26 protein-coding genes and 1 pseudogene are annotated in these 24,453 nt (G+C 31.5%); 6 read left to right on the top strand and 21 right to left on the bottom strand.

The features are described from left to right. From gmhA to gmhB, 4 genes and pseudogenes are all read right to left on the bottom strand, one after another. Nucleotides 1–561: D-sedoheptulose 7-phosphate isomerase (gene gmhA, locus AJ888_RS07735; protein WP_044794534.1), on the bottom strand; the 561-nt coding region annotated here is incomplete at its 3' end. After that, nucleotides 558–1,943: a D-glycero-beta-D-manno-heptose-7-phosphate kinase gene (gene rfaE1, locus AJ888_RS07730; RefSeq protein ID WP_070296229.1), complete on the bottom strand. Its 1,386-nt coding sequence runs from the start codon at nt 1,941–1,943 to the stop codon at nt 558–560. The genes gmhA and rfaE1, both read right to left, overlap by 4 nt. Then, entirely contained in the window at nt 1,936–2,889 is a 954-nt protein-coding gene (gene rfaD / locus AJ888_RS07725) for an ADP-glyceromanno-heptose 6-epimerase (protein WP_002861869.1), read from the bottom strand. The genes rfaE1 and rfaD overlap by 8 nt, the downstream gene beginning before the upstream one ends. Next, nucleotides 2,890–3,451 (bottom strand): annotated as a pseudogene (gene gmhB / locus AJ888_RS07720) (D-glycero-alpha-D-manno-heptose-1,7-bisphosphate 7-phosphatase). An 80-nt stretch (nt 3,452–3,531) separates the two neighbouring features. On the opposite strand from gmhB, the gene AJ888_RS07715 reads away from it, so the two are divergent. Next, nucleotides 3,532–3,834 (top strand): c-type cytochrome, encoded by a 303-nt coding sequence (locus AJ888_RS07715; protein ID WP_002852762.1) that lies wholly within the window; start codon nt 3,532–3,534, stop codon nt 3,832–3,834. 22 nt (nt 3,835–3,856) lie between these two features. On the opposite strand, the gene ccoS is transcribed toward AJ888_RS07715, so the two are convergent. Both ccoS and AJ888_RS07705 read right to left on the bottom strand, forming a co-directional pair. Further along, the gene (ccoS, locus tag AJ888_RS07710) at nt 3,857–4,063 is read right to left on the bottom strand and encodes a cbb3-type cytochrome oxidase assembly protein CcoS (RefSeq protein ID WP_002852798.1); all 207 of its coding nucleotides are present in this window, start codon (nt 4,061–4,063) and stop codon (nt 3,857–3,859) included. After that, nucleotides 4,060–6,417, bottom strand: a complete 2,358-nt coding sequence (locus AJ888_RS07705; RefSeq protein ID WP_079396335.1) for a heavy metal translocating P-type ATPase — start codon at nt 6,415–6,417, stop codon at nt 4,060–4,062. The genes ccoS and AJ888_RS07705 overlap by 4 nt, the downstream gene beginning before the upstream one ends. Nucleotides 6,418–6,525: 108 nt before the next feature. Here AJ888_RS07705 and rho point away from each other — a divergent pair, with 108 nt between their 5' ends. The 3 genes from rho (at nt 6,526) to AJ888_RS07690 (ending at nt 11,336) form a co-directional block, all read left to right on the top strand. Further along, nucleotides 6,526–7,824 carry a transcription termination factor Rho gene (gene rho, locus AJ888_RS07700; RefSeq protein ID WP_002853705.1) on the top strand — a complete coding sequence of 433 codons (1,299 nt, stop codon included), beginning with the start codon at nt 6,526–6,528 and terminating at the stop codon, nt 7,822–7,824. A gap of 3 nt (nt 7,825–7,827) precedes the next feature. Then, nucleotides 7,828–9,360, top strand: a complete 1,533-nt coding sequence (locus tag AJ888_RS07695; protein WP_002861872.1) for a DNA polymerase III subunit gamma/tau — start codon at nt 7,828–7,830, stop codon at nt 9,358–9,360. 74 nt (nt 9,361–9,434) lie between these two features. Beyond that, nucleotides 9,435–11,336 carry an NAD(P)/FAD-dependent oxidoreductase gene (locus AJ888_RS07690; protein ID WP_002861873.1) on the top strand — a complete coding sequence of 634 codons (1,902 nt, stop codon included), beginning with the start codon at nt 9,435–9,437 and terminating at the stop codon, nt 11,334–11,336. Here the strand turns inward: AJ888_RS07690 and copA are convergent. From copA to AJ888_RS07635, 11 genes are all read right to left on the bottom strand, one after another. Then, nucleotides 11,326–13,431: a copper-translocating P-type ATPase CopA gene (gene copA, locus AJ888_RS07685; protein ID WP_002861874.1), complete on the bottom strand. Its 2,106-nt coding sequence runs from the start codon at nt 13,429–13,431 to the stop codon at nt 11,326–11,328. The two genes, AJ888_RS07690 and copA, sit on opposite strands and share 11 nt — an antisense overlap. Next, complete coding sequence (locus AJ888_RS07680; protein ID WP_002861875.1) at nt 13,431–13,625, bottom strand: heavy-metal-associated domain-containing protein; 195 nt, start codon at nt 13,623–13,625, stop codon at nt 13,431–13,433. The genes copA and AJ888_RS07680 overlap by 1 nt, the downstream gene beginning before the upstream one ends. Then, complete coding sequence (gene czcD / locus AJ888_RS07675) at nt 13,615–14,565, bottom strand: CDF family cation-efflux transporter CzcD (RefSeq protein WP_070282646.1); 951 nt, start codon at nt 14,563–14,565, stop codon at nt 13,615–13,617. Before czcD ends, AJ888_RS07680 begins: the two co-directional genes overlap by 11 nt. 74 nt (nt 14,566–14,639) lie before the next feature. Then, a complete protein-coding gene (locus AJ888_RS07670) occupies nt 14,640–14,903 on the bottom strand; it encodes a zf-TFIIB domain-containing protein (RefSeq protein WP_002861877.1) in 264 nt (87 codons plus the stop codon). A gap of 71 nt (nt 14,904–14,974) precedes the next feature. After that, nucleotides 14,975–15,469, bottom strand: coding sequence for a threonine/serine exporter family protein (locus tag AJ888_RS07665; protein WP_070261265.1), 495 nt, complete (start codon nt 15,467–15,469; stop codon nt 14,975–14,977). Continuing rightward, a complete protein-coding gene (locus tag AJ888_RS07660; protein ID WP_002861879.1) occupies nt 15,466–16,242 on the bottom strand; it encodes a threonine/serine exporter family protein in 777 nt (258 codons plus the stop codon). Before AJ888_RS07660 ends, AJ888_RS07665 begins: the two co-directional genes overlap by 4 nt. A gap of 80 nt (nt 16,243–16,322) precedes the next feature. After that, complete coding sequence (locus tag AJ888_RS07655) at nt 16,323–16,922, bottom strand: DedA family protein (RefSeq protein WP_002861880.1); 600 nt, start codon at nt 16,920–16,922, stop codon at nt 16,323–16,325. A gap of 80 nt (nt 16,923–17,002) precedes the next feature. Then, nucleotides 17,003–17,230 (bottom strand): hypothetical protein, encoded by a 228-nt coding sequence (locus AJ888_RS07650; RefSeq protein ID WP_002861881.1) that lies wholly within the window; start codon nt 17,228–17,230, stop codon nt 17,003–17,005. A gap of 10 nt (nt 17,231–17,240) precedes the next feature. Next, nucleotides 17,241–18,671: a DUF3373 family protein gene (locus AJ888_RS07645; protein WP_002861882.1), complete on the bottom strand. Its 1,431-nt coding sequence runs from the start codon at nt 18,669–18,671 to the stop codon at nt 17,241–17,243. A gap of 163 nt (nt 18,672–18,834) precedes the next feature. Further along, nucleotides 18,835–19,317 carry a peptidylprolyl isomerase gene (locus AJ888_RS07640; protein ID WP_002861883.1) on the bottom strand — a complete coding sequence of 161 codons (483 nt, stop codon included), beginning with the start codon at nt 19,315–19,317 and terminating at the stop codon, nt 18,835–18,837. Between the two features lie 9 nt (nt 19,318–19,326). Next, nucleotides 19,327–20,034 carry a YebC/PmpR family DNA-binding transcriptional regulator gene (locus tag AJ888_RS07635; RefSeq protein ID WP_002861884.1) on the bottom strand — a complete coding sequence of 236 codons (708 nt, stop codon included), beginning with the start codon at nt 20,032–20,034 and terminating at the stop codon, nt 19,327–19,329. Between the two features lie 105 nt (nt 20,035–20,139). Here AJ888_RS07635 and AJ888_RS07630 point away from each other — a divergent pair, with 105 nt between their 5' ends. Continuing rightward, complete coding sequence (locus tag AJ888_RS07630; RefSeq protein ID WP_002861885.1) at nt 20,140–20,481, top strand: DMT family transporter; 342 nt, start codon at nt 20,140–20,142, stop codon at nt 20,479–20,481. Continuing rightward, on the top strand, nt 20,481–20,789 hold the full coding sequence (locus AJ888_RS07625) for a DMT family transporter (RefSeq protein WP_002861886.1): 309 nt from the start codon (nt 20,481–20,483) through the stop codon (nt 20,787–20,789). Before AJ888_RS07630 ends, AJ888_RS07625 begins: the two co-directional genes overlap by 1 nt. Nucleotides 20,790–20,806: 17 nt before the next feature. Here the strand turns inward: AJ888_RS07625 and argS are convergent, their stop codons facing one another. From argS to AJ888_RS09260, 4 genes are all read right to left on the bottom strand, one after another. Continuing rightward, nucleotides 20,807–22,399, bottom strand: a complete 1,593-nt coding sequence (argS, locus tag AJ888_RS07620) for an arginine--tRNA ligase (protein ID WP_002861887.1) — start codon at nt 22,397–22,399, stop codon at nt 20,807–20,809. An 11-nt stretch (nt 22,400–22,410) separates the two neighbouring features. Continuing rightward, nucleotides 22,411–22,650, bottom strand: coding sequence for a twin-arginine translocase TatA/TatE family subunit (locus AJ888_RS07615; protein WP_002852866.1), 240 nt, complete (start codon nt 22,648–22,650; stop codon nt 22,411–22,413). A gap of 1 nt (nt 22,651) precedes the next feature. Next, a complete protein-coding gene (gene gmk, locus AJ888_RS07610; protein ID WP_002861888.1) occupies nt 22,652–23,269 on the bottom strand; it encodes a guanylate kinase in 618 nt (205 codons plus the stop codon). A gap of 2 nt (nt 23,270–23,271) precedes the next feature. Further along, a partial coding sequence (locus AJ888_RS09260; protein WP_070296228.1) for a highly acidic protein occupies nt 23,272–24,453 on the bottom strand: 1,182 nt, incomplete at its 5' end.

Genomic DNA, 24,453 nt, shown 5'->3' with positions numbered 1-24,453 from the left:
TTTATAACTCTCATCTACAATCTGACAAAGTGTGTGTATGATTAAAATGTGCATTTCTTGAATTCTAGCCGTATCATCGCTTGGTACAACAAGATTATGATCGCAAAGCTTATTCATCGTTCCACCACCTTTTCCGCTAAGCCCTAAACAAAGCATATTAAGTTCTTTTGCTTTTTTAAAAGCTTCTAAAACATTAGGGCTTTTTCCACTGGTTGAAATGCCGATTAAAATATCATTTTCATTTCCTAAAGCTTCCACTTGTCTTGAAAAAACAAACTCAAAACCATAGTCATTTCCTATAGCACTAAGTGCCGAAGTATCGGTTGTAAGTGCTATACCTGCTAAAGCCTTGCGTTCTTTTTTATAACGCCCACTAAGTTCAGCTGCAAAATGCTGGGCATCAGCTGCACTTCCACCATTTCCACAAATCAAAATCTTACCATTTTTTTTAAGACACTCACACAAAAGCTCACCTATTTTAGCGATTTGTCCTTTTAAAATTTCACTTTCTTGAGCGATTTTTTGATGTTCTTGCCATTCTTTTTCTACTAAATTTATCATTTTTTATCCTTAATCTTTTCTATAATCTTACTTGTGCTAAATCCTTCTTCAAAGTCGATTAATTCAACTCTTGAAACGATATCTGCACCCACAACAAGCTTATCTTTATAATCAGCTCCTTTAACCAAAATATCGGGTTTTAAAAAGCTTATAAGCTCCAAAGGCATATCTTCATCAAAAATCACTACAAAATCCACAAAATAAAAAGCTGCCAACATACAAGCTCTTTGAAACTCTGAATTTACAGGACGATTCTCGCCTTTGAGTCTTTTCACACTCGCATCTGAGTTCAAACCTACAATCAAAACATCGCCTAATCTTTTAGCTTTCTCAAGGTATTTTATATGTCCAAAATGCACGATATCAAAACAACCATTTGTAAAAACGATCTTTTTATCATTTTGTTTTAAAAGTGTTAAAAGTTCTTCTTTGCTTTTAATTTTTTTCTCAAAATCCACACGATTAAAACTCTTAATCTCATCAAAACTCACACTCACGCTACCTATTTTACTTACCACAACAGCTGCAGCTTCATTGGCAAGTTCGCAAGCTTTAAAAATTTCAATCCCATTTGCCAAACAAAAAGCTAAAACCGCAATCACACTATCGCCCGCCCCTGTTACATCATAAACTTCTAAGGCTTTAGCAGGTGCGATTTTTAAACCCTCATCAAAAAGTGCAATTCCTGCTTCTGAAAGAGTGATGATAGAATAACGCAAAGCAAAATCTTCTTTTAATTTTTTAATCCCTTTTTCTAAATTTTCACCCTCTAAATTTTCAAATTTCAAAGCTTCTAAAGCTTCTTTTTTATTAGGCGTGAGTAGGGTTGCGCCGCTATATTTACTAAAATCACTACCTTTAGGATCAACTAAAACAGGGATATTTAAAACATTTGCTTTTTCTATCAAAGCTTTACAAACCTTAGGCGTTAAAATACCCTTAGCATAGTCACTTAAAACCACAGCTTTAAAATCTTTGATCTTTTCATCAAACAAAGTAATAAGCTCATTTTCAAGCAAAATCTCACTTATATCTTCTTCATCTAGTCTTAAAACCTGCTGATTGTGTGCCATAATGCGATTTTTAAAAGGGGTTTTGCGTCCTTTTTGGATCAAAAATTCTCCTTTTAAATTTTCTTGTAAAAATTTCCCACTCTCATCATCGCCCACAACACCAAGTGCAAAAACATCAGCTCCCAAGCTTTTTAAATTTGCATAAACATTCGCAGCCCCGCCTAATCTTTTATCTTCTTTAAGAGTTTTAGCTACTAAAACAGGGGCTTCAGGGCTGATACGCGAACAATCACACCAAGTGTAATTATCCACCATAAAATCCCCTATAATTAAAATTTTAGGTTTTTGCTGACTTAAAAACTCAAGCATTTACTTCCTTTTCAAAAAGTCTTTTTATCTCACCTAAATAATCTTTTACCCCTTCTTCTAAAGTGAATTTTGGCTGATAATCCCAAGTTTGATCTAGCTTTGCTTCAGTATGGAATTGATAAGATTTTACATAAGGATTTGGGATATATTCACAAGGCAAATCAGTCTTTAACTCTTTTTGCAAAATATCAACTATATCTTGAAAAGTCCTTGCTTTACCACTACCCACATTATAAACTCCACATTTTGAGTCAAGAGCGATTAAATTGGCACTAATAACATCTTTGATATAGGTAAAATCTCTATAAATTTTATCACTTCCTTCAAACAAGCGTGGATTTTTTCCTGCTAAAATTTGATGGCCAAACTGCAAAACCATAGAAGCAGTTTTGTTTTTATAAAATTCGCCTTTTCCATAAACATTAAAATATCTAAGTCCTACTAAATGGGCTTTATCGTAGTATTTTTTCGCTAGCTTATCCATCATCAATTTTGAAAAAGCATAAGGATTTTTTGGTTCTTCATCTTTACCTACAGTTTGTGGACTTTTTGCATCACCATAAACCGAAGCTGAACTTGCATAAATAAGCTTTGCATTAAGATCTATGCTAAGTTCTATAAAATCTTTAAAAGTATTTAAATTGGTTTGTAAAACCTTAGTTTGATCAAAAACCGTAGTGTCTGAAATTGCTGCTTGATGAAAAATAATCTCTGGCTTAAAATCTTCAATCTTTTTTAAAACTTTTTCATCATTAATATCACCTGCAAAAAGCTCTCCATCAAATTCAAGTAAATTTTTAAAATGCCCAAAACTTTGCAAATTTCCATTTTCAAAAGTCGCACTACTACGCATTTTATCGATGATTAAAATTTCATGTTTTTCTTGCAAATTTAAAGCCAGTTGCGAACCTATAAATCCTGCGCCACCTGTGATTGCTATTCTCATTTAAATGTCCTTTTCTTTAAAAAAGCTCAAAATTTCTTTTAAATTTTTAAATTGTCTAAAAAAATCGCCTTCTTTTTTTTCTTCATTTACTAAAATCAAAGTGCCAATATCAGCATTTAATCCTGCTTGCATATCGCTTAGGTTATCTCCGATAAAGATAGAATTTTTCATATCCAAATCAAACTCATCTTCTGCTTTTAAAAGCATTCCTGCTTTAGGTTTGCGACACTCGCAACCTTCTAAATGTGGACAATGATAAATTTTATCAATTTTTATATCTTGTTTGGCAAATTCTTTAAGCATATAATCGCAAAGCTTAAAAAAATCACTTTCCTTGTAATATCCTCTTGCAATGCCTGATTGGTTTGTCGCTATAAAAAGCAAATAATTTCTAGCTAAAAAATATCTACAAAGCTCAAAAATTCCATCACAAAATTCAAAATCTTCTATTTTATAAACATATTTTTTATCTATATTAATCACACCATCTCTATCTAAAAATAATGCTTTTGTTTTCATAAAAAACATTATAATATAGCTTTTTTAAAAAGAAAATAAACATTATCTTTAATTTCTTAAGATTTTTATAAAAATAAAGATATATAATACCTAGCAATCTAATTTTTACTAAGGAGAAAACAAATGAAAAAATTATTAGTAGTTTCTGCTTTGGCATGTCTTGGTGTTTCTGCTTTTGCTGCAGATGGTGCTACACTTTTTAAAAAATGTGCAGTATGTCATGGTGCAAATGCTGACAAAGTTTACTTAAACAAAGTTCCAGCTTTAAAAACTCTTTCTTCTGCTGAAAGACTTCAATACATGAAAGAATATTCAGAAGGCAAAAGAAATGCTTATGGTCAAGGTGCGATCATGAAACTTAACCTTAAAGGTTTAACTGAAGAAGATTTTAAAGCTATTGAAGCCCATATTGAAACTTTAAAATAATTTCTAAAAAAGGCTTTCCTTTTTAAGAAAGCCTTTTTTTATCCAAAGCTTCTTTTTTACGCCTTTCTAATTCTATAGCATCACGCAAAGAATCCTCATCATCATTTAAAGTAGTAAATTTATAATCATCATCAAATTGCTTATTTTTAATCCCCCAAAGCAAAGTTGCCAAAATGATAAAAAACGCTAAGATAGAAACCCCTATCATCATCATGATTATACTATTCATTCTTTAATCCTTAAAGCATTTAAAACGACTATTATACTACTAAAAGACATAGAAATAGCAGCAAATAAAGGATTTATCATACCCAAAAAAGCCAAAGGTATGGTACAAGCATTATAAAACAAAGAAAAAGCAAGATTTTGCTTGATAATTTTAAAGGTATTTTTAGATAATTTGATGGCTTTTTTTAAAGAAAGCAAGTCATTTTTCAAAAGTAAAACATCACTACTTTCTATAGCTAGATCACTTCCTTCTCTTAAAGTCATCGAAACACTTGCATATTTTAAAGCTAGTGCGTCATTTACCCCATCACCTACAAATAAAACTTTGTAATTTTTACTTAATTTTTCTATAGTTTTCATCTTATCTTCTGGCAAACAAGAAGCTTGATAATTTTGAATTTCTAATTTTCTAGCTATTTTTTCCACTGCTTTTTGATGATCACCACTTAGTATCATTAATTCTTTTTTTTCTTTTTTAAGATAAGTGATAAGCTCTTTTGCACCTTCTCTTAAAACACTATCAAACTCAAAAAAAGCTAAAATTTTACCTTCCTTGGCAAAAATAAAATGTGTATTATCAAATTCTTTAGTTACAATACCCTTTTCTTGCAAAAATTTAGAACTTCCACCTAAAAGCAACTCTTCATTTAACTCAGCACTTAAACCTTTAGCTTGAATGCTTGAATGCTTTTTAAAATCCAAATTTAAATCCTTAGCTCCTTTTTGCTTTAAATATAACACAATATTTTGAGAGATAGGATGTTTGGAAAGTTTTACAAAATTATAAAGCTCGTTTAAATCAAGCGCTTTATCTAAAAAAACCTCTTTAAGTTCAAGCTCTATTTTAGTCAAAATACCCGTTTTATCAAACACCACACAATCACATTTGCTTAAATCTTCTATCACGCTAGAACTTTTAAATAAAATATGCTTTTTTAAAGCCCTACCTAAGGCCACAAGATTGCTCACGGGCGTTGCTAAAGCCAAGGCACAAGGACAAGCGATAATCAAAACTGCAATCGCATTGACTAAAGAAATTTCAAAACTCTCTTCCTTATAAAAAAACCAAAAAGCAAAACAAACAAAAGCGATCAATAAAACCGTTCTAGAAAAATAAGCCGAAAGACTATTGACCAAACTTTCAAGTTTTGCTTTTTTAGAACTTGCAAGTTCTAAAAGCTGGATAATTTGACTGAGTTTTGAATCTTTGTAAAGCTTTGTTGCTTCATACTCCACACTTCCATCAAGCACTATACAAGCTGAAAAAATTTCATCTTCTTTTTGTATGAGTTTTGGGGCATTTTCTCCATTTAAAGAAGAAGTATCCACGCTCATTTCGCCACTTTTACAGATCCCATCGATTAAAATTTTATCTCCAGTTTTAAGTAAAACTCTATCTCCTAAACAAACCTTTTGGACTTCTTTAGGAACAAATTCTTTACCATTAAAAACTAAAACTTCATTTTGCAAAAAATCATTAAGCCCATCTATAGTATCTAAAGCGCGCTTTTTACTAAACATCTCAAGATATTTACCTATAAACACAAAGCAAACTATCATCGCCACAGAGTCAAAATACACCTCCCCTACCCTAAAAAACATAGCCCATAAAGAATAAAAATAAGCCAAACTCGCTCCGCTAATCACCAATACATCCATATTTAAACTATGCATTTTTAAAGTTTTAAAAGCGCTTTTATAAAAATGAGATCCCGTATAAAAAAGCACAGGAGAGCAAAGGATAAATTCAGCAAAATTTAAAATATCCTTAGTATCCTTATCCATACCGCTAAAAAATCCTGCGTATTTTGCCACTGCTATCCACATGATATTCATCACGCAAGCTATAGCCACAACAAGCTTAGAATAAAATTCTCTTTTTAGTAAATCCGCTTTTTTTGAAACCTTGCTCGCATCATAAGCACTCGCTTTATAACCTATGCTTTCAATAAGTCTTAAAATTTGCACCAAAGAAATACTTTGTTCATCAAAAACAATGCGTGCTTTATGGCTTAAATGATTGATATCAAGTTCTAAAATTCCTTCTTGCTTGGTTAAAATTTTCTCATTAAGCCACACACAAGCTGCACATTCTATACCGTGTATCATGAGATAAATTTCACTAAATCCTTCTTTGGTTTTAGTAATAAACTCATCATAATTTTTCATTTCATTTTGAAAATTTACAGGACTTAAAGTTTGATTTCCAAGCTTTTCATAAAACTCATCTAATCCACTTTCATGCAAAATTTCCCAAACGCTCTCACAACCCTTGCAACAAAAAAAATTACCCTTATACTCTATCATTTGAGCTTGTTTATAATCAAGTCTACAATGTTCACATTTCATAATCATTCTTTAAAAAAATATTTTTTATAATTATAAACAAATTTGACAAAAAGTGTACTTTTTTACTAAAATCACATTTTACAAAAAATATTCTGCTAAATCTTACGAGGACTTATGGAAAAAGAAAAAAAACAACATCAAAGAACCCACGTTCCAGTGGAAGGTTATAAAATCGAAGAATTAAAATTATTAGATCTAGAAAATCTAGTTAAAATCGCCAATGAATGTGAAATCGAAAACCCAAGAGAATTTCGCCGCCAAGAACTTATTTTTGAAATTTTAAAAGCACAAACAAAAAAAGGTGGTTTCATACTTTTTACAGGAATTTTAGAAATTTCTTCTGAAGGTTATGGCTTTTTAAGAGGCATGGACTCCAATCTTAGCGATAGTGTTAATGACGCTTATGTTTCAAATTCACAAATTAGAAAATTTGCTCTGCGTGTAGGCGATATCGTTACAGGACAAGTTAGAGAACCTAAAGATCAGGAAAAATACTACGCTCTTTTAAAAATCGAAGCGATCAATTATCTGCCTTTACAAGAAGCCAAAGAAAGACCTTTATTTGATAACTTAACCCCTATTTTTCCAACAGAAAAAATCAAACTCGAATACGATGCAATGAAGCTTACAGGTCGTGTTTTGGATCTTTTTACCCCTATAGGAAAAGGACAACGCGGACTCATCGTTGCTCCACCACGCACAGGTAAAACAGAGCTTATGAAAGAACTTGCTACTGCTATTGCAAAAAACCATCCTGAAATGCATTTAATCGTACTTTTAGTCGATGAAAGACCTGAAGAAGTTACCGATATGCAAAGATGTGTAAAAGGGGAGGTTTTTAGTTCTACTTTTGATTTGCCTGCCTATAATCACGTGCGTGTAGCTGAACTCGTGATAGAAAAAGCCAAAAGAATGGTAGAAACAGGTAAAGATGTTATTATCCTACTTGATAGCATCACAAGACTTGCACGTGCTTATAACACCGCAACTCCAAGCAGTGGAAAAGTCCTAAGCGGTGGGGTAGATGCTAATGCTTTGCACAAACCAAAACGCTTCTTTGGTGCAGCTAGAAATATAGAAAATGGAGGCTCTTTAACCATAGTTGCTACGGCTTTAATTGACACAGGCTCAAGGATGGATGATGTGATTTTTGAAGAATTTAAAGGCACAGGAAATAGCGAAATAGTTCTTGATAGAAATATCGCTGATAGAAGAATTTATCCTGCAATTAATATCATCAAATCAGGAACAAGAAAAGAAGAATTACTCCAAGGCGTAGCAAATCTTCAAAAAATTTGGGCGATCCGTTCGGCGATTTCTCAAATGGATGATGTTGAGGCATTGAAATTTTTATATTCTAAAATGCTTAAAACCAAAGATAATGTAGAACTTTTATCTATAATGAACGAGTAAAAAATGCTTCAAGCTTTAGCGATTAAATACAGACCAAAAACCTTTGATGAACTCATAGGACAAAAGACAGTTAGCGTAAGTTTAAAATACGCTCTAAATCATAATCGCTTAGCTCATGCTTATCTTTTTTCAGGACTTAGAGGAAGTGGAAAAACTTCGAGTGCTAGAATTTTTTCTCGTGCTTTAGTTTGCGAACAAGGGCCAAGTGATACTCCATGTGGCACTTGCAAGCACTGTCTTGCAGCACTTGAAGGCAAACATATAGACATTATAGAAATGGATGCTGCAAGCAACCGTGGACTTGAAGACATACAAACCTTAATTGAACAAACCAAATACACCCCTTCCATGGCAAGATTTAAAATTTTCATCATTGATGAAGTGCATATGCTTACCCCGCAAGCTGCAAATGCGCTTTTAAAAACCTTAGAAGAACCACCAAGTTATGTTAAATTTATACTTGCGACCACGGATCCTTTAAAACTCCCAGCTACTGTGCTTTCTAGAACACAACATTTTCGCTTTAAACAAATTCCACAAAGTGAAATTTTAAATCATCTTAAAGAAATTTTACTTAAAGAAAATGTTAAATTTGAAGAAGAAGCTTTAAAATTCATAGCAAGAAGTGGCAATGGATCTTTAAGAGATACTTTAACCTTACTTGATCAAGCTATTATTTTTTGTCAAAATGAAATCAGCATTAGTAAAATTACAGATATGTTAGGCTTTTTAGATCCTCAAAAAATCAAAGCCTTTTATCAGGCTATTTTAACAAAAGACAAAGAAAAAGTTTTTACGTATTTAGAAGAATTGCAAGACTATGAAGCTTCAAGCGTGATTGATGAAATGCTTTTTTATTTAAAAGAAAGTTTTTTTGCAAAAAGTACAGAATTTTCTACTTTAATTTATGAAAGATTTTTCCGTATTTTATCAAAAGCTAAAAATATGCTTTGCGATGATGATGGCTTTACGCTTTGTGTTATGGCTTTTATGATGATGGAAGCAAGCCATTTAAAAGAAATTGACGCACAAATCCAAGAAATCAAACAAGAAAATATAACAAATACTACACCTAAGATCACACCTTCTCCTATCATGCCTAATCTTGAGAAAAAAATAGAAAAAAATGCTTATGAAATTTTGCTTGATAGTATTTATGATAGGGATTTTGATCTTGCAGAATGCTTTAAACAAAGCACGAAATTTATTAGTTTTGAAAGCAATACTTTAAATATAAGCTCAAACGCACAAGGAAAAAATCGCGATACGCTCAATAAAGGTTTTAAACTCATACAAGAACTTTTTAAAGCTAAATTTGGAGAAAATGCAAAAATTAATGTGCAAAAAGCACTAACAATTGATGAAAATAAGCTTCAATCCTTAACTCAAGAATTACCAAACAGTGAAAATAAAAACAATATTCAAAGTTCTATTAATATGCTTAAAGAAGGGGCTAAAAAATTTGACCCACAAGAAGATCTTAAAGAGGCTCTTAAAGATTGTTTTGGCAATCCTCAAATCCAAAATATAGATTAAGGTATTGCTTAATAATAATATAATTGATCTTTAGCTACAATATTTTTATAAATTATTTAGAAAGAGGAATAAAAATGCAAAGAAGAGACTTTCTTAATGGCATGGCCTTAGCTGTCGTTGCCGGCATGACACCCTTACAATTACTCTATGGAAAAGATAGCAAAATTGAAGACTTTACAAAAGAATATTATCCTCCCAATCTACTTGGATTAAGAGGTAGTAATAATAAAAGCTATAAATACGCTCACATGCTAAGAGATGGAGATAAATTTGGTTTTAGCAGTATAAAACCTAAAGAAAAATATGATTTAGTAATCGTTGGAGCTGGAATCAGTGGGCTAGCTGCAGCTTGTTTTTATCAACAAAAATTTGGGGAAAATAAAAAAATTTTAATTCTTGACAATCATGATGATTTTGGAGGACATGCTAGACGCAATGAAATACAACTTGATGAAGGAACCATTTTAAGTTACGGAGGAAGTGAAAGTTTTCAATCCCCAAAAGCACTTTATTCTAAAGAAGTAATCGAACTCTTAAAATCACTTGGAGTCAGTATAGATGAATTAGCAAAACGATTTGATGTAAATTTTTACCCAGATTTAAAATTAAGCAGAGGGGTATATTTTTCAAAAGAAAATTTTGGTGTTGATAAAGTTGTCAATGGAAATCCTAGAAAAGTTATTTGCGATGATATCCCAGATTCTAAAAATAATGGAAAAAGTATTGAAAATTTTATTAAAGATTTTCCTATGACTTCTAAAGATAAAAGAGAGTTAATATCTCTTTTTAAAAGCAATAAAGACTATCTCAAAGGTTTAAGCAAAGAGGAAAAAGAAGAATATATGGCTAAAACAAGTTACAAAAAATTCTTAGAAGAAAAAGTAAAATTATCCCAAAAAGCCATAACATTTTTTGAGGGAATGACGGATGATTTTTTAGCTTTAGGTATAGATGCAATCTCTTGTGAGGATGCAAGAATTTCTTTTTTACCTGGGTTTGATAAATTAGGACTTGATCCTATCGAAGGAGAAGCTTTGGCCGAAATGGAAGAACCTTACATTTATCATTGTGCCGATGGAAATGCTACAGTAGCAAGATTAATGGTAAGAAAGCTGATTCCTACAGTGTCACAAAAAGGTAAAGATATGGACGATATCACCTTAGCCCATTTTGATTACTCAAAACTTGATGACCCTAATAATAAAGTTCGTTTACGATTAAACAGCACTGTTATTCATGTAGAAAATACAAAAAATGGAACCTTAATAAGCTATATCAATCAAGGAAAAAAATATAGAATTAAAGCAAAAAATGTTGTAATGGCTAATTATAACAGTATGATTCCTTATATTATCCCTAGTTTACCTAAAGAACAAAAAGAAGCCTTAAGTAAAAATGTAAAAACATCTCTACTTCACACCAAAGTAATTATAAGCAATTGGGAACCATTTATTAAACTAGGAGTTCACGAAATTTATTCACCGAAAATGCCTTACGCTAGAACAAAACTTGATTATCCGGTTGATATGGGTGGCTATCATCACCCAAGAGATCCAAAAAAACCTATATGTATTCATATGGTTTGCTCTCCTTTAGCTCTAGCCAATATTCAAGGTATTGATCTTGAAGGGCTTGATGCAAGAGATAGAGCCAGAGTAGGTAGAAATCTATTATTTACCATGAGTTTTAAAGAACATGAAAAAATCATTAGGGAACAACTTCAAGGAATGTTGGGATCTGCAGGTTTTAACCACGAAAAAGATATATTAGCAATTGTTGTAAATCGCTGGGGGCATTGTTACTCCTATACAGAAAATAGTCTTTATGATGATCCTAAAATTGCAGAGCAAACCAGGCTTATAGCTAGAAAACCTTTTGGCAATATTGTTATAGCTAATTCAGATTCAGATTGGTCAGCTTATATGCATTCAGCTATCGACCAAGCTTATCGCGCTATTAATGAGATCAAGGCTTAGATTTTCTAAGCCTTAAAGAATTAAGTACCACAGCAACAGAACTAAAACACATTGCAAGTGCTGCTATATGAGGACTTAAAGTGATAAAAGGTACAAATCCTGCTGCGATAGGAATGCAAAGTACATTATAAATAAAAGCCCAAAAAAGATTTAGCTTGATAATACTGCGTGTTTTTTTAGCAAGTTTAAAACATTTAAAAATCGCTGATAAATCATCTTTTATCAAGATAAAATCCCCTGTTTTTTTTGCAAGTTCATTTGCTTTTGAGAAACTCATACTCGCGCTTGCAGCAGATAAAGCCGCCGCATCATTGATCCCATCTCCTACAAAAAGAGTTTTTTTAAATTTTTGAATGATTTGTAGTTTTTCTTCACTCTTAAGTTGAGCGTGAAATTCATCTATTTGTAATTCTTTGGCTATTTTTTCTACATTTTTTATATGATCACCACTTAAAATAAAAGTTTTAAGATTTTGCTTTTTTAAATTTAACACAAGCTCTTTGGCCCCATCTTTTAAAGCATTGCTTAACAAAACACCACCTAAACACTTTTTATTCTTAGCAAAATACACCCTAACATATTCTTTAAAAGAATCAAAAAAGATATCGCTTTCTTTTGTGTCAACTTCATTTTTGTGCAAAAACTCCGCGCTACCTACAAGATAAATATTATTATCTTCTTTGTATTTTATACCAGAACCCACAATCACTCTTCCCTCGCCCTTTAAATCAAAAATTTGATCTTTATGCAAAGCCTTGGCTATAGGATGAGAGCTTAAACTTTCAATTTGACATAATTTATCAAAATCATCTTTAGAAAGATTGTGCTTAAAAATACTCAAATTTTCCTTTGTTAATGTACCTGTTTTATCAAAAAAAGCGTACTTAACTAAGGCTAATTTTTCTAAAGCAGCAGGATTTTTAATAAGAATGAAATTTTTTGCCGCATTTGCACTTGCCACAACCAAAGCTATAGGCGTTGCAAGCCCTAAAGCACAAGGACAAGAAATCAAAAGCACAGCACAAGCGTGTAAAAAAGCTGTATTTAAATCCGCTTTTACCGCCCAAAAAACAAAAACTAAAAAAGCAAAAAATATTATACCCCCTACAAAGTATTTAGAAATTTGATCTGCTAAATTTGCCAAAGGACTTTTAATATTTCCTGCTTCAAAAACTAGATTTTTGATTTGTTCTAAAGTACTATCCATAGCCTTTTTGTTTGCTTTGATCCTTAAAGCGCCATTTAAAACTACTGCTCCTGCTTGAACTTCATCGCCTTCTTTTTTTAAAACAGGCAAAAACTCTCCATTTAAAAAACTCATATCAAGCTCTGCGCTCCCTAAAAGCACTACTCCATCTGCAACAATGCTTTCTCCTTCTTTTACCAAAAGCACATCGCCACTTTTGACAAAAGAACTTGGAATTTCTTTAATACTTTCATCTTCAAGCAAAATTTTTGTCTTTTTTGTATCTATATTTTCCAAAATTCTTTGATAATCTTGTGCTTTAAATTTAGCTTTACTTTCAAGATATTTTCCTAAAAGCACAAAGGAAATAATCATCATTGCACCACTAAAATACAAATCTTCTTCTTTAAAAATTTGCAAATACACCAAAAAAGAATACACAAAAGCACTCAAAGTCCCTAAAGCTACAAGGGTATTCATATCTAAATTTTTACTTTTAAGTCCTAAAAAAGCATGAGAAAAAAAATCTCTCCCGCAATAAAATATCCCAAAAAAACTCAAAGCCATTTGGATATTTTGCGAAAAAGAACTTTTAACAAACATTTCAAAATACATAATAATCACACTCAAAACTATACTTAAGAGCAAATTTTTTCTTAATTCTAAGTGTTTTTTTGCCTTGTATGCGTTCAAGCTTTGTTCATCTTCTAAAATTTCAAAGCCTAAATTTTTAATTTTTGCGATGATATCTTTGCGTTTTTCTTGATCTTCAAGTAAAAAAACTCCGCTAGAATTCACATAAGAAACACTAGCATCTTTAACACCATCAATTTTTTTACAAGCTCTTTCTATAGCGTTAGAACAATTAACGCAAGTCATTTTACCTATTTTTATACGCAATTCTTCCATTATAAACGCTCTATGATTTCAAAACCTAAATCTTGAAATTCTTTTGTAAAATTTGATACTTGATTTTCTTCTAAATTTAAACTTAAAATTTTTTGCTCCAAATCTACTTCTATATTACCAAATTCATCTTCAAGAGAATTTTTGATCAAATTTACACAACCTATGCAATTAACATTTTTTACTTTAAATTTCATTTTCACTCCTTATAGGTTGTATAGTAATGTGCCCGATTTCAAATTCATGTAGTAATTTATGGGATAAATCCTGAGATAGTTTTTCAAATTCCTTTAGATCGCAAACTTTCACTTTTAAGTGCATAGAAGCTACTAGCATTTTATTGGTGATTTGAGTAATATGCAAATCCACTACCTCATCCACACTAGGATTTAAAAGCAAAACTTGTCTTACTTTTTCTATATCCACAGGAGAACTTTCAAGTAAGACATTAGCGCTTTGTTTAAGCAAGATAATTGCCCATCTTAAAAGCAAGATTGATAATACAATAGCTAAAATCGTATCTATATAAACAATACCACTAAAATACACCGCGATCCCACCTATAATAACCACTAAAGAACCCAATAAATCACTCATCATATGTAAAAAAGCAGATTTCATATTGACATTTTCTAAATTTGCACCCTTAAACATCATCAAAGCATTAACCCCATTTACCAAAAAGCCCAAAATAGCTACAATTATCATGGTTTTAGCGTCAATTTCTTTTGGATTAATAAATTTTTCTATAGCCTCATAAATGATAAATAAAGCCGATAAAATAATGGTTAAAGCATTGATAAAAGCCACCAAAACTTCAAGACGAAAATACCCAAAGGTCTTTTGATGATCTTGCCATTTTTCTACAGCTATAATGGCTAAAAAACTAAGAGCTAAGGCAAAAACATCAGAAAACATATGCAAAGTATCGCTTAAAAGTGCCAAAGAATTTGAAAGGATTGAATAAATAAATTGCACAAGCATCATAGAAAAAGTCATTAAAAGAGAAATTTTTAAAATCTTTTTATCCATACTCCTTGCATCAGCATGGGAATGATGATGTTCATGAGAATGTTCTTCGTGATTATGATTACAAGATTTGTTAGCTAAAGGCTCATGTGATAAAAATTTATACATTTTATATCCTTTTTGCTTGACATTTTAAGATATTAAGTTAAAAAGAATATAAATATTTGTTATTCTTATAAAAATCAAAAGTCAAAAAGTTCGCCTAGCCAACTTTCTTTCCTTTTCTTTTTATAGTAATCATTGTGCTGATGATAAGCTGAGTTATTATATCTTGACTCTTGTCTTGAAACTTGGTTAAAATTTGCTGCATTAGGGACACTGCGTTCTATGATTTTGTCAAGTTCTCCACGATCAAGCCAAACGCCACGACATTTTGGACAATAATCAATCTCAACTCCACTCCTATCGCTCATAACCAAATCCACATTGCAAACTGGACATAACATACAATACCACCTTTTTTAAATTTTTGATTTAAAATTATAAAAAGAAATGTTAAACAATTTTACAACAAGTTTTAATGTTTTTTTGCATGTCTAGTCATCATAAAACTTTGTTCAAAAAATATAAGCAAAGTAACACTCACTCCTATAGCTAGAGCCAAAGTCACAGAAACAGTTGTAAAAAAATAATCAAAAAATTGAACCAAAAATTCAGACTTAGCCTTCAAATCATCACTGCGTATAAAAGAAATAAGATACAAAATCGCTTTATAAGCATAAATTCCAGGTATCATAGGAATAAGAGCAGGAAAAGCGATAATTTCAGCAGGGGTTTTGATGATTTTTGCTAGAACAATTCCTAAACATCCTATACAAAATGAAGCAACAAAAGTTGCAATTGCTAAAGTTTGAAAATGAAAATATTCCACCAAAGTAAAACGAAGCCCATGTGCAATTGCTGCTAAAATAGCAGATAAAATAAGGGTTTTTAAAGGTGGATTGCAAGCATAAGCAAAGCCAAATCCCGCCACAGCAGCAAAAAACATATCTCTTAAAATAAATTCAATCATCTTAAAATCCCAAAATCCGAAATACTAAGTGTCATGTAAATTCCAAGTGCTATACAACAAATCAAAATAGCCACGCTGATAATACGGCTAAGCCCCATTAAAATATGATCTTTTAATATATCAATCACAGAATTTATAAAAAATACCCCTGGTATAAGATATAAAATACTAGAACCCAAAGCCACATCAGAAGTATTGGTATATCCCATATCCAGTCCAAAAAATACAAACCACGATGAGATAAAAGAACAAAGGATGTATTGAATTCTTAAATCAATCTTTGCTTTAGTTAAAATATATCTTAATAACAATCCCACAAAAGTTGCAAAAAACACCAAATTTCCAGCACCAAAATCACCACCAAAAAGCCTACAAAAAGCTGAATTTGCCATAGAAACAAATAAAAGATTAAGCAAATAAGAATGCTTTTTTTGTTGAGAAATTTGCTCAAAAACGACTTTTGCTTTTTCAAGATCGTATTTGTGATCATATATAGCCCAGCTTAAAACACTTAAATCAAAAATAAGCTTAAAATTAACATGGGCATGATGATTGGGTATGACATAAGTTCTTTGAATGGAGTTATCATCCATATCTACAACATTTAAAGTAATATGATGAAAAAAGAAATTGATATTTATCTCATAGCCATAAACCTCGGCTATTCTTCCTACGCATTTTGCCACCCTAGCTGTATAAGTTCCAGCACCTAGTAAAGTTTTAGTATATATGATTAAAAAATTAGTTAATCTTTGTATATCAGGTTTTTCCATATTTTGATCATCTTTAACTTGAATTTATTACAATTATAGCAAATTTGAAAATAATAAAGAAAAAATATTTATAATTTAAATCATTTATTAAAAGGCTTTTTGATTTTGATATAAATTAAACTTGCTAAAATCACAAAAACAATTATAATGATTAAAATTTGAGTTAAATAAGTTTTAATCAACTCTTCATTTTGTCCTATATAATAACCCAAAAATACAAGTATAGCCACCCAAATAGCACTACCAAGTGCAGTAAAAAGTATAAAATTTATAAGTTTCATTTTTACCAAACCTGCAGGCATAGAAATATACTGACGAATTCCTGGTAAAAGACGACAAGTAAAGGTTGAAAATTCCCCGTGTTTGTTAAAAAATTCTTCAAATTTAGCAAATTTGGCTTCATTTATACCAAAATACTTACCCCATTTTAATACAAAATTTTTACCCCAAAAAAAGCAAATATAGTAATTAATCAAAGCCCCTAAAACAGAACCTAAAGTCCCACTAAGTATACAAAGAGTGATATCAAGTTCGCCTTTATGTGCCAAATATCCAGCAGGTATCATAACAACTTCACTTGGAAAAGGTATAAAACAACTCTCTAAGGTCATTAAGATAATAATACCCAAATACCCCCAAGCACTAGCCGTCTCAACAATAAAAGAAATGATTTCTTGCATATTAGCCTTATTTGAAGAAAATTTTAAAAAATTGTAGCTTAAAAGATTAAACAGTAAAAAGCGGTTTTACACCGCTTTTTTTATTTACCTGCAACTGAAACTTGATTTGGATTGTCCGCTGCACGAGCGATCATGCACTCTTTTAAAACAGCAGCATCAGCTGGATCGCTAACTTTTTTACTAATCCAGCGTTCAACTTGTTTCATTGTTTTTGACTCTGGCTCTGGAGCTTCGTATTTTGCCATCAAACTTGCACAATCAGCCAAAGCAATGATAGGTAATAAACTTGCAAAAAGTATTTTTCTCATCTTTTGCTCCTTAGAATTTTACATTATACATTAACATGATATTATCAGCTCTTGCTTTATCTTTTTTCGCTCCACCAAATGGTAAGCCACGATTACCCCAAATATTTTGGATATTGGTATAGCTTAAGCGTAAGAATTGATATCTATCAAGTTGATAAATCACATAAAAATCATGTGCCGTTCCTCTTGTCATTCTTATATTAAGCGGATCATTGATACTTGGACGGCTCATAGTATACCAGTATCTACTTCCCCAGAAGAACTCATATCCTACTTTTAAAGCCTTGGTAAAATCATAGCGTCCACCTACATGCACAGCATAACCATCTTTTTCATTAAATTCAAATAGAGATTGCACAGCAGGATTTGGATGTAGAGTATGTGCATTTGCTCCGTTAGAATACCCTAAAGACACAAAATAATTAAAATTTGTACCAAAAGCATTATAGTTTTCAAAATGAATATTTGCTAAAGTTAAATTTCCTAGATTATAAACACCATCTTGTAAAACATTAACCAAAGTACCGCTTGGGCCAATTGGAAGATTGGTTTCTGGAAATGGTAATGCAAAATCAGTCATATGAGCTACATTGAAGATAATAAGATTATCTCCCATACCTTCTATAGGAAGCTCTCCTTCTACTGCAGCATAGTAAAGATTCGCATCAGCATCTTTTTGATCGCTCATCCAGTCTCTTACCTTACCTTCTTCATCCCATTGATAAGTTTTACCATAAGCTGCACGGATAGCTACCTTATGATCTTGCAAATTTTCAGGTTTATAAGTGATCACCGCTGCATCACCTAGAGCGTTGATTGCCAAGGCTGGATAAGTGGATTGTCTTAAAGCATTGTTTCTAAGATTACTTCCTGGACCATCGGTTCCTGGCTGTCTTCCTATAGTTGCAATCCACTCAGGTGTGATATAGTAGTCAAGATAAGCTCTATCTACATAAAGTACAGGCCCACTTGTTCTTGTGTTTCTTCCTGCATCTAAGTCATAAGGAGTACCACTCCAACCCATTTGAGACCAGTTTTTAGCCATAGATAAACGACCATAAAATTTGGTTTTATCATTAATATCAGCATTCATATTTAAATGAAGCTCATTCATCCATTTGTTATTAGCACTATAATCTTGTCCGCTAACTTTATAGTTTGTATTTGAAACCGCTGTTGAAAACTCAAGTCCAAATTTAACCTTGCTCAAAGCAGCTTGAAATTCTGTTTCATCAGCTCTATCATTAAGATCAGCAAGTTCAGCTTTTACAGCTTCATTTTGCTTAGCTTGAGCTTCTCTTTCTTTTCTAATTTGTGCAAGTTCAGCTTGAATTTGTGCAAGCTGTTTTTGAAGCTTGGTTATCTCATCATCTGTATTTTTAGCAAAAAGTGAAGATGAAAGAAGACAAGCACTTAAAATAAGTGAAAACTTAGTTTTCATAATCATAACTCCTTGTAATTTTGTTACATTTAGTAAATTAAAATTGTGATTATAGAAAAAAAAGTTTAAAAAAAAATTATACATTAATCATTTTTAGCTAGTCAAACTTATGACTAGCTTTGTAAATATTGTAGTTTCAAAAAAGTTTTAAAGTTTTAAATTTTTAAATTTTATCGCAAATTTTTATGTCTAAAATTTTATCTCCTTGGCGTATAGAGTCTAAAACTTTCAAACTTTCTTCATCTTTTGGATCAATTTGCCCAAAAACAGTATGAACTCCATCTAAATGAGCTTGAGGGCTGTGACAAATAAAAAATTGAGAGCCACCCGTATCGCGTCCTGCGTGTGCCATAGATAAGGTTCCACGCTCATGTTTATGTTCTTGATCATCACATTCACAAATGATTTCATATCCAGGCCCACCTATACCATTGCCGTGTGGACAACCTCCTTGTATGACAAAATTTGGGATCACACGATGGAAATTTAAATCTTTATAAAATCCTTCATTAGCCAAAGTAGCAAAATTACAAACCGTTTGTGGAGCCTCATCGCCAAAAAGTTTTAGTTTCATTGTGCCTTTTTCAGTTTCTATAAGAGCAAATTTATATTCGTTTACTTTGCTTGTGTCGATTGTTTTTATCATATTTTCTCCTTAATCTATATTTGTATAAACAGCTTGAACATCATCATCATCTTCTAACTTATCTAAAAGCTTTTCTATATCACTAAGCTGTTCTTCACTAAAGCTTACAGGATTGTTTGGTATATACTCAAGTCCTGCTTTTTTAAGAATTAAACCCTTAGTTTCTATAGCAGAGCTTAGCTCACCAAAAGCAGTATAATCACCGCTAATTACCAACTCTTCTTCATTTTGTTCTAATTCTTCAAGCCCTGCATCGATCAAATCAAGTTCTAATTCTTCTAAATCTCCTGCAAATTTTTCAAGATGAAAAACCGCTTTTCTTGTAAACATAAAGCCTAAAGATCCATTTTGTAAAACTTCTCCACCATTCTTGCTAAAAATAGCTTTTACATTGGCCACGGTGCGTGTAGGGTTATCACTCATACATTCAACTATAACTAAAGCTCCATGCGCAGCTTTTCCTTCATAATGAATGTTTTTAATATCTGCGCTATCTTTTCCACTCGCACGCTTAATAGCCGCATCTATATTATCTTTTGGCATATTATTTGCTTTTGCTGTAGCTATAGCACTTCTTAATTTTGGATTCATATCAGGATCAGTGCCACCTTCTTTAGCAGCTACTTGTATGGCTTTAGCAAGCTTAGGAAAAAGCTTGCTCATTTTATCCCATCTAGCCTCTTTAGAAGCTCTTCGGTATTCAAATGCTCGTCCCATAAATTCTCACTTTCTTTAAAGATTTTCAAACTTAAAAGTATAAACTAAAAAGGCTAATTAAAGCTTTAAATGGTATGATTTTACCATTTATTTTAGGAGAAGTTTTTGAATATCGCAAAAAAAGAACTTTTTGTTGCTTGGTTTTTCTTGATTGTTGCTATTGTATTTGAAGTTTTAGGTACTAGTTTTTTAAAAATGGAAAATCAAATTTTAGGCTATATATTTATGGCTTTATTTATAGCTTTTTCTTATTTTTTTATGGGCAAAGCGATTAAAAAAATTCAAGTAGGCATAGCCTATGCTGTATGGGAACTTTTAGGGATTATTCTTATACTTTTGGTTTCTTTTATAGTTTTTAAAGAGAGTTTAACCTTAACTCAAATTCTAGGTATTGTTCTTTCTATCGTTGGAATTATCATGATTAATATAGGCGAGGTTAAAGAATAATGTATATTTTTATCATTGTTTTATCAGCATTCTTAGATATCATAGCAAATTTATTGCTAAAAAAATCAGATGGTTTTAAGCATAAAATTTGGGGCTTGGCTGCGATTGTCAATGCTATACTTGCTTTTTTTCTACTTTCTTTTTCTTTAAAATACGTTCCTTTAAGCATAGCTTACTCAACTTGGGGTGCTATAGGCATCATAGGAACTTGTCTTGGTGGATGGATTTTATATAAAGAAAAATTAAACAAAATAGGAATTTTAGGCATCATTATCGTAATAATAGCAGTATTTTTGCTAAATTATTAAAACAGCCAAATGCTGTTTTAATGTTCCATTTTGTTTTTCGCTTCAATACCCATTAAAGAAAATGCGGTTTTAATACTAAGAGCAACCAAAGAAAATAATTTAAGTAAATCATTTTCATTTGCAGAGCCTATAACTTTATTTTCATTGTAGAATTTATGAAAATTTGCAGCTAAATTTTTAAGATAATCAGGAATTTTTTGCAAAGCTCTAGCCTCAAAAGCATCACTTAAAATAGCTTTTAAATTCAAAGCTTCAAAAAGCAAATTTACGCCATCTTGATTTAAACTTTGTAAATCAGCTCCCATTACATCATCGATTGTTTTACCAGCTTTAGCAAACACTTGATGAATTCTAGCGTGTGCGTAGTTGATATAATACACAGGATTAGAACTATCTTCTTTTTGCAAATCACTAATATCAAATTCCAAATGAGTATCGCACTTTTTACTCAAAAAGATATAACGCAAAGCATCACTTCCTATTTCATCAACTACATCGCTCATCAAGATAAAATTTCCTGCTCTTTTACTCATTTTATAAGGCTCTCCATCTTTAAGCAAGGAAACCATTTGTGCTAAAATAATCTCAAGATTATTAGAGTCAAATCCCAAAAACTCCATCGCAGCTTTCATTCTAGGGATATAACCATGATGATCTGCTCCCCAGATATTAATACACTTGCCATAACCACGACTCATTTTATCCTTATGATAAACAATATCTGCTGCCAAATAAGTCCCGCGTCCATCTTCACGGATAATTACCCTATCTTTTTCATCGCCTTTTTGCGAAGAAGCAAGCCAAATTTTACCTTCTTGCTCGTAAATTCCTTTATGTTTTTTTAAAGATTCTAAAGTTGCATTTAAAGCGTCATAATACGATCTCTCGCTTACATAGCTGTCAATTTTAATCTTTGCTTGTTCTAAATTTTGTTTAATCAAAACAAGCATTTTATCTTTTGCCCAATCAGCCAAACTAGGGATATTTTCTTCACTAAAAAATTCTTTACCAAATTTTTCAAAAGCTTCTTTTGCCAAATCTGCTATATACTCGCCTTTGTAATATTGCTCTGGATATTCAACATTTTCATGAAGTATATTTTCTTTCACACTTAGCAAAATAGAAAGTCCTAATAAATAAATTTGATTACCCGCATCATTGACATAGTATTCTGTATCAAATTTATAGCCCAAATGTCTCGCAAGTCTTGTTAAGGTGTCTCCAAAAACAGCGCCTCTTGCATGTCCTATGTGCAAAGGCCCAGTAGGATTTGCACTCACATATTCAAGCAAAAAACTTTCTTGTTTTTTTTCTCCTTTAGTAAAATCATTTGGATTTGCTAAAGCTTGATTTGCAAGTTCATTTAAAAAAGTTTTGGAAATTCTAAAATTTAAATACCCATTTACAGCTTCAACCGATTCAAAGCAATCATGATTTTGAAATTTGCTCGCTAAGTCGCTAGCGATCAACATAGGAGATTTTTTTAATTCCTTAGCCAGTGAAAAAGCCAAAGGGGTAGCAAAATGTGCTAAATTTTTATCCTTTGGATTTTCAAGTGTAAAATCACACTCTAAAATCTTTTTAATTTCATTAAAAATAATACTTTTCAAAAGACTAAACCTTAAGCTTTTTTTGTTTCGTCTATACTTGCATCAGCATTTGTATTATTAGTTGTATTTTTGTTTTCTTCTATTTTTTGAGTATTTTTTGCTACTTCATCATCATTATTCATTTCATCTTTAAAAGTTTTAATACCTTTGCCTAAACCCTTTGCAAGTTCTGGAATTTTTTTTGCTCCAAAAAGCAATACAACAATCAATAAAATAATCAACCAATGACTTGGACTTGACCAACCACCCATTTTATTCTCCTTCATTCCAAATATTTTGAATTTGTCCTAGATTCTGCCCTTTGGTTCTAAATTTATGGGCAATTAAAATCGCTCGCAATGCTTCATAGCTTTGCTTTAGCTCATCATTAATGATAAGATAATCATAGTCGCTAAGCTCTTTCATTTCATCACTAGCGTTTTGTAATCTTTTTTCTAGTTGTATTATTGTATCAGTATTTCGCTTAATAAGTCTTTTTTTTAACTCATCTTTATTTTTTGTAGTAATAAAAACAGAAACAATCTTATCAGCCATTTTTTGTCTGGCTATTTTAAATCCTTGCACATCAATATCAAAAACAACTATTTTTCCATTATCTAAAGCATTTTGAGTGTGCTTTAAAGAAGTGCCATAAAAATTTTCATGCACCTTAGCCCATTCTAAAAAATGATCACCATCTATACCTTTTTGAAATTCTTCATGGGATATGAAATGATAATGTATTCCATTTTTTTCACCCTCTCTTGGTTTGCGAGTTGTTGAAGAAATAGAAAAATAAAGCTCATCTTCAAATTCATCAAAAAGTTTTTTTAAAAGAGTTGATTTTCCAGCTCCACTAGGACCTGAAATCAACAAAATAAAACCTTGCAATTTTAATCCTCTTTAAAACTAATGTTTATATTTATATTCATATTCATACCCTTAAGAGCAGCTTTTAAGGTATCATCCTTAATACTTGAAGTGATCGCTCCTGCTATGCTTTGGCTAAGCTCATTAACTATCTCTTCGCTATTATCATCTTTAGTTGCATTACTTACTATAGGCTCTTCATTTTTTTCTACAATTTCCTCTCCAAGAGCTTCTTGTATATCACTTTCTTTCAATGCATCAAAATCACTTATATTTAAATTTGGCACAACCACTTCCTCTTCATTTGTTCCTAATTCTGTATCGTCTAAAATTGGCTCATCTTTAAAATCTTCTAAAACCTTGCTACTATTATCACTATCAATACCATAATCAAGCTCATCAAGTTGAGCTAGTTCTTCTTTGATTTGATCTTGAGTGCTTAAATTTGAAATAAAATCATCCATTTCATCTTGAACATCTTCTTCCACAACAGGAGCAAACTCCTCTAAATTTTCCTCTGATTCTTCATTATCTTTTGCTTGACCTAAAAATTCAGCATCCTCAGGAATATCATCAAAATCCATTTCTTTTTCTTGCTCTTCAACCACAGGAAGATCATCAAAGTCGCTTATATTAGCTTGTAATTCTTTGTTATCTTCTAAATCTTCATCATTTTTATCATCTAGTTCATCTAAACTAGGCTCAGTATCCAAAGCTGTATGTTCTTGGCTTAAGTCTTCTTTTTCGCTTCCGCCATCTTCCAAAGTTAAATCTAAATCAGTTTGAATGTCTTCTTGAGTCTGTTCTTTAGTTGCTTCTTGTTCTAAATTTTCATCTTCTAAATTTTGAGTTTCTAAAGTTTCGTTTGCATTATCATCTTGAGATTCGTTAAGCTCTTCTTGCATTTCTAATGTATTTGCTTTAGAATCGTTTAATAATTCTTGCTTTTTTATTTCTTCATTTTTGTCATCTTCTTTGATTTCTAAATCTTCATCATTTTTATCATCTAGTTCATCTAAACTAGGCTCAGTATCCAAAGCTGTATGTTCTTGGCTTAAGTCTTCTTTTTCGCTTCCGCCATCTTCCAAAGTTAAATCTAAATCAGTTTGAATGTCTTCTTGAGTCTGTTCTTTAGTTGCTTCTTGTTCTAAATTTTCATCTTCTAAATTTTGAGTTTCTAAAGTTTCGTTTGCATTATCATCTTG

The sequence above is a fragment of the Campylobacter sp. BCW_6467 genome (genome assembly GCF_001762855.1).
GTDB lineage: Bacteria > Campylobacterota > Campylobacteria > Campylobacterales > Campylobacteraceae > Campylobacter_D > Campylobacter_D jejuni.
This window is presented reverse-complemented; position numbering and strand designations above follow the sequence as displayed.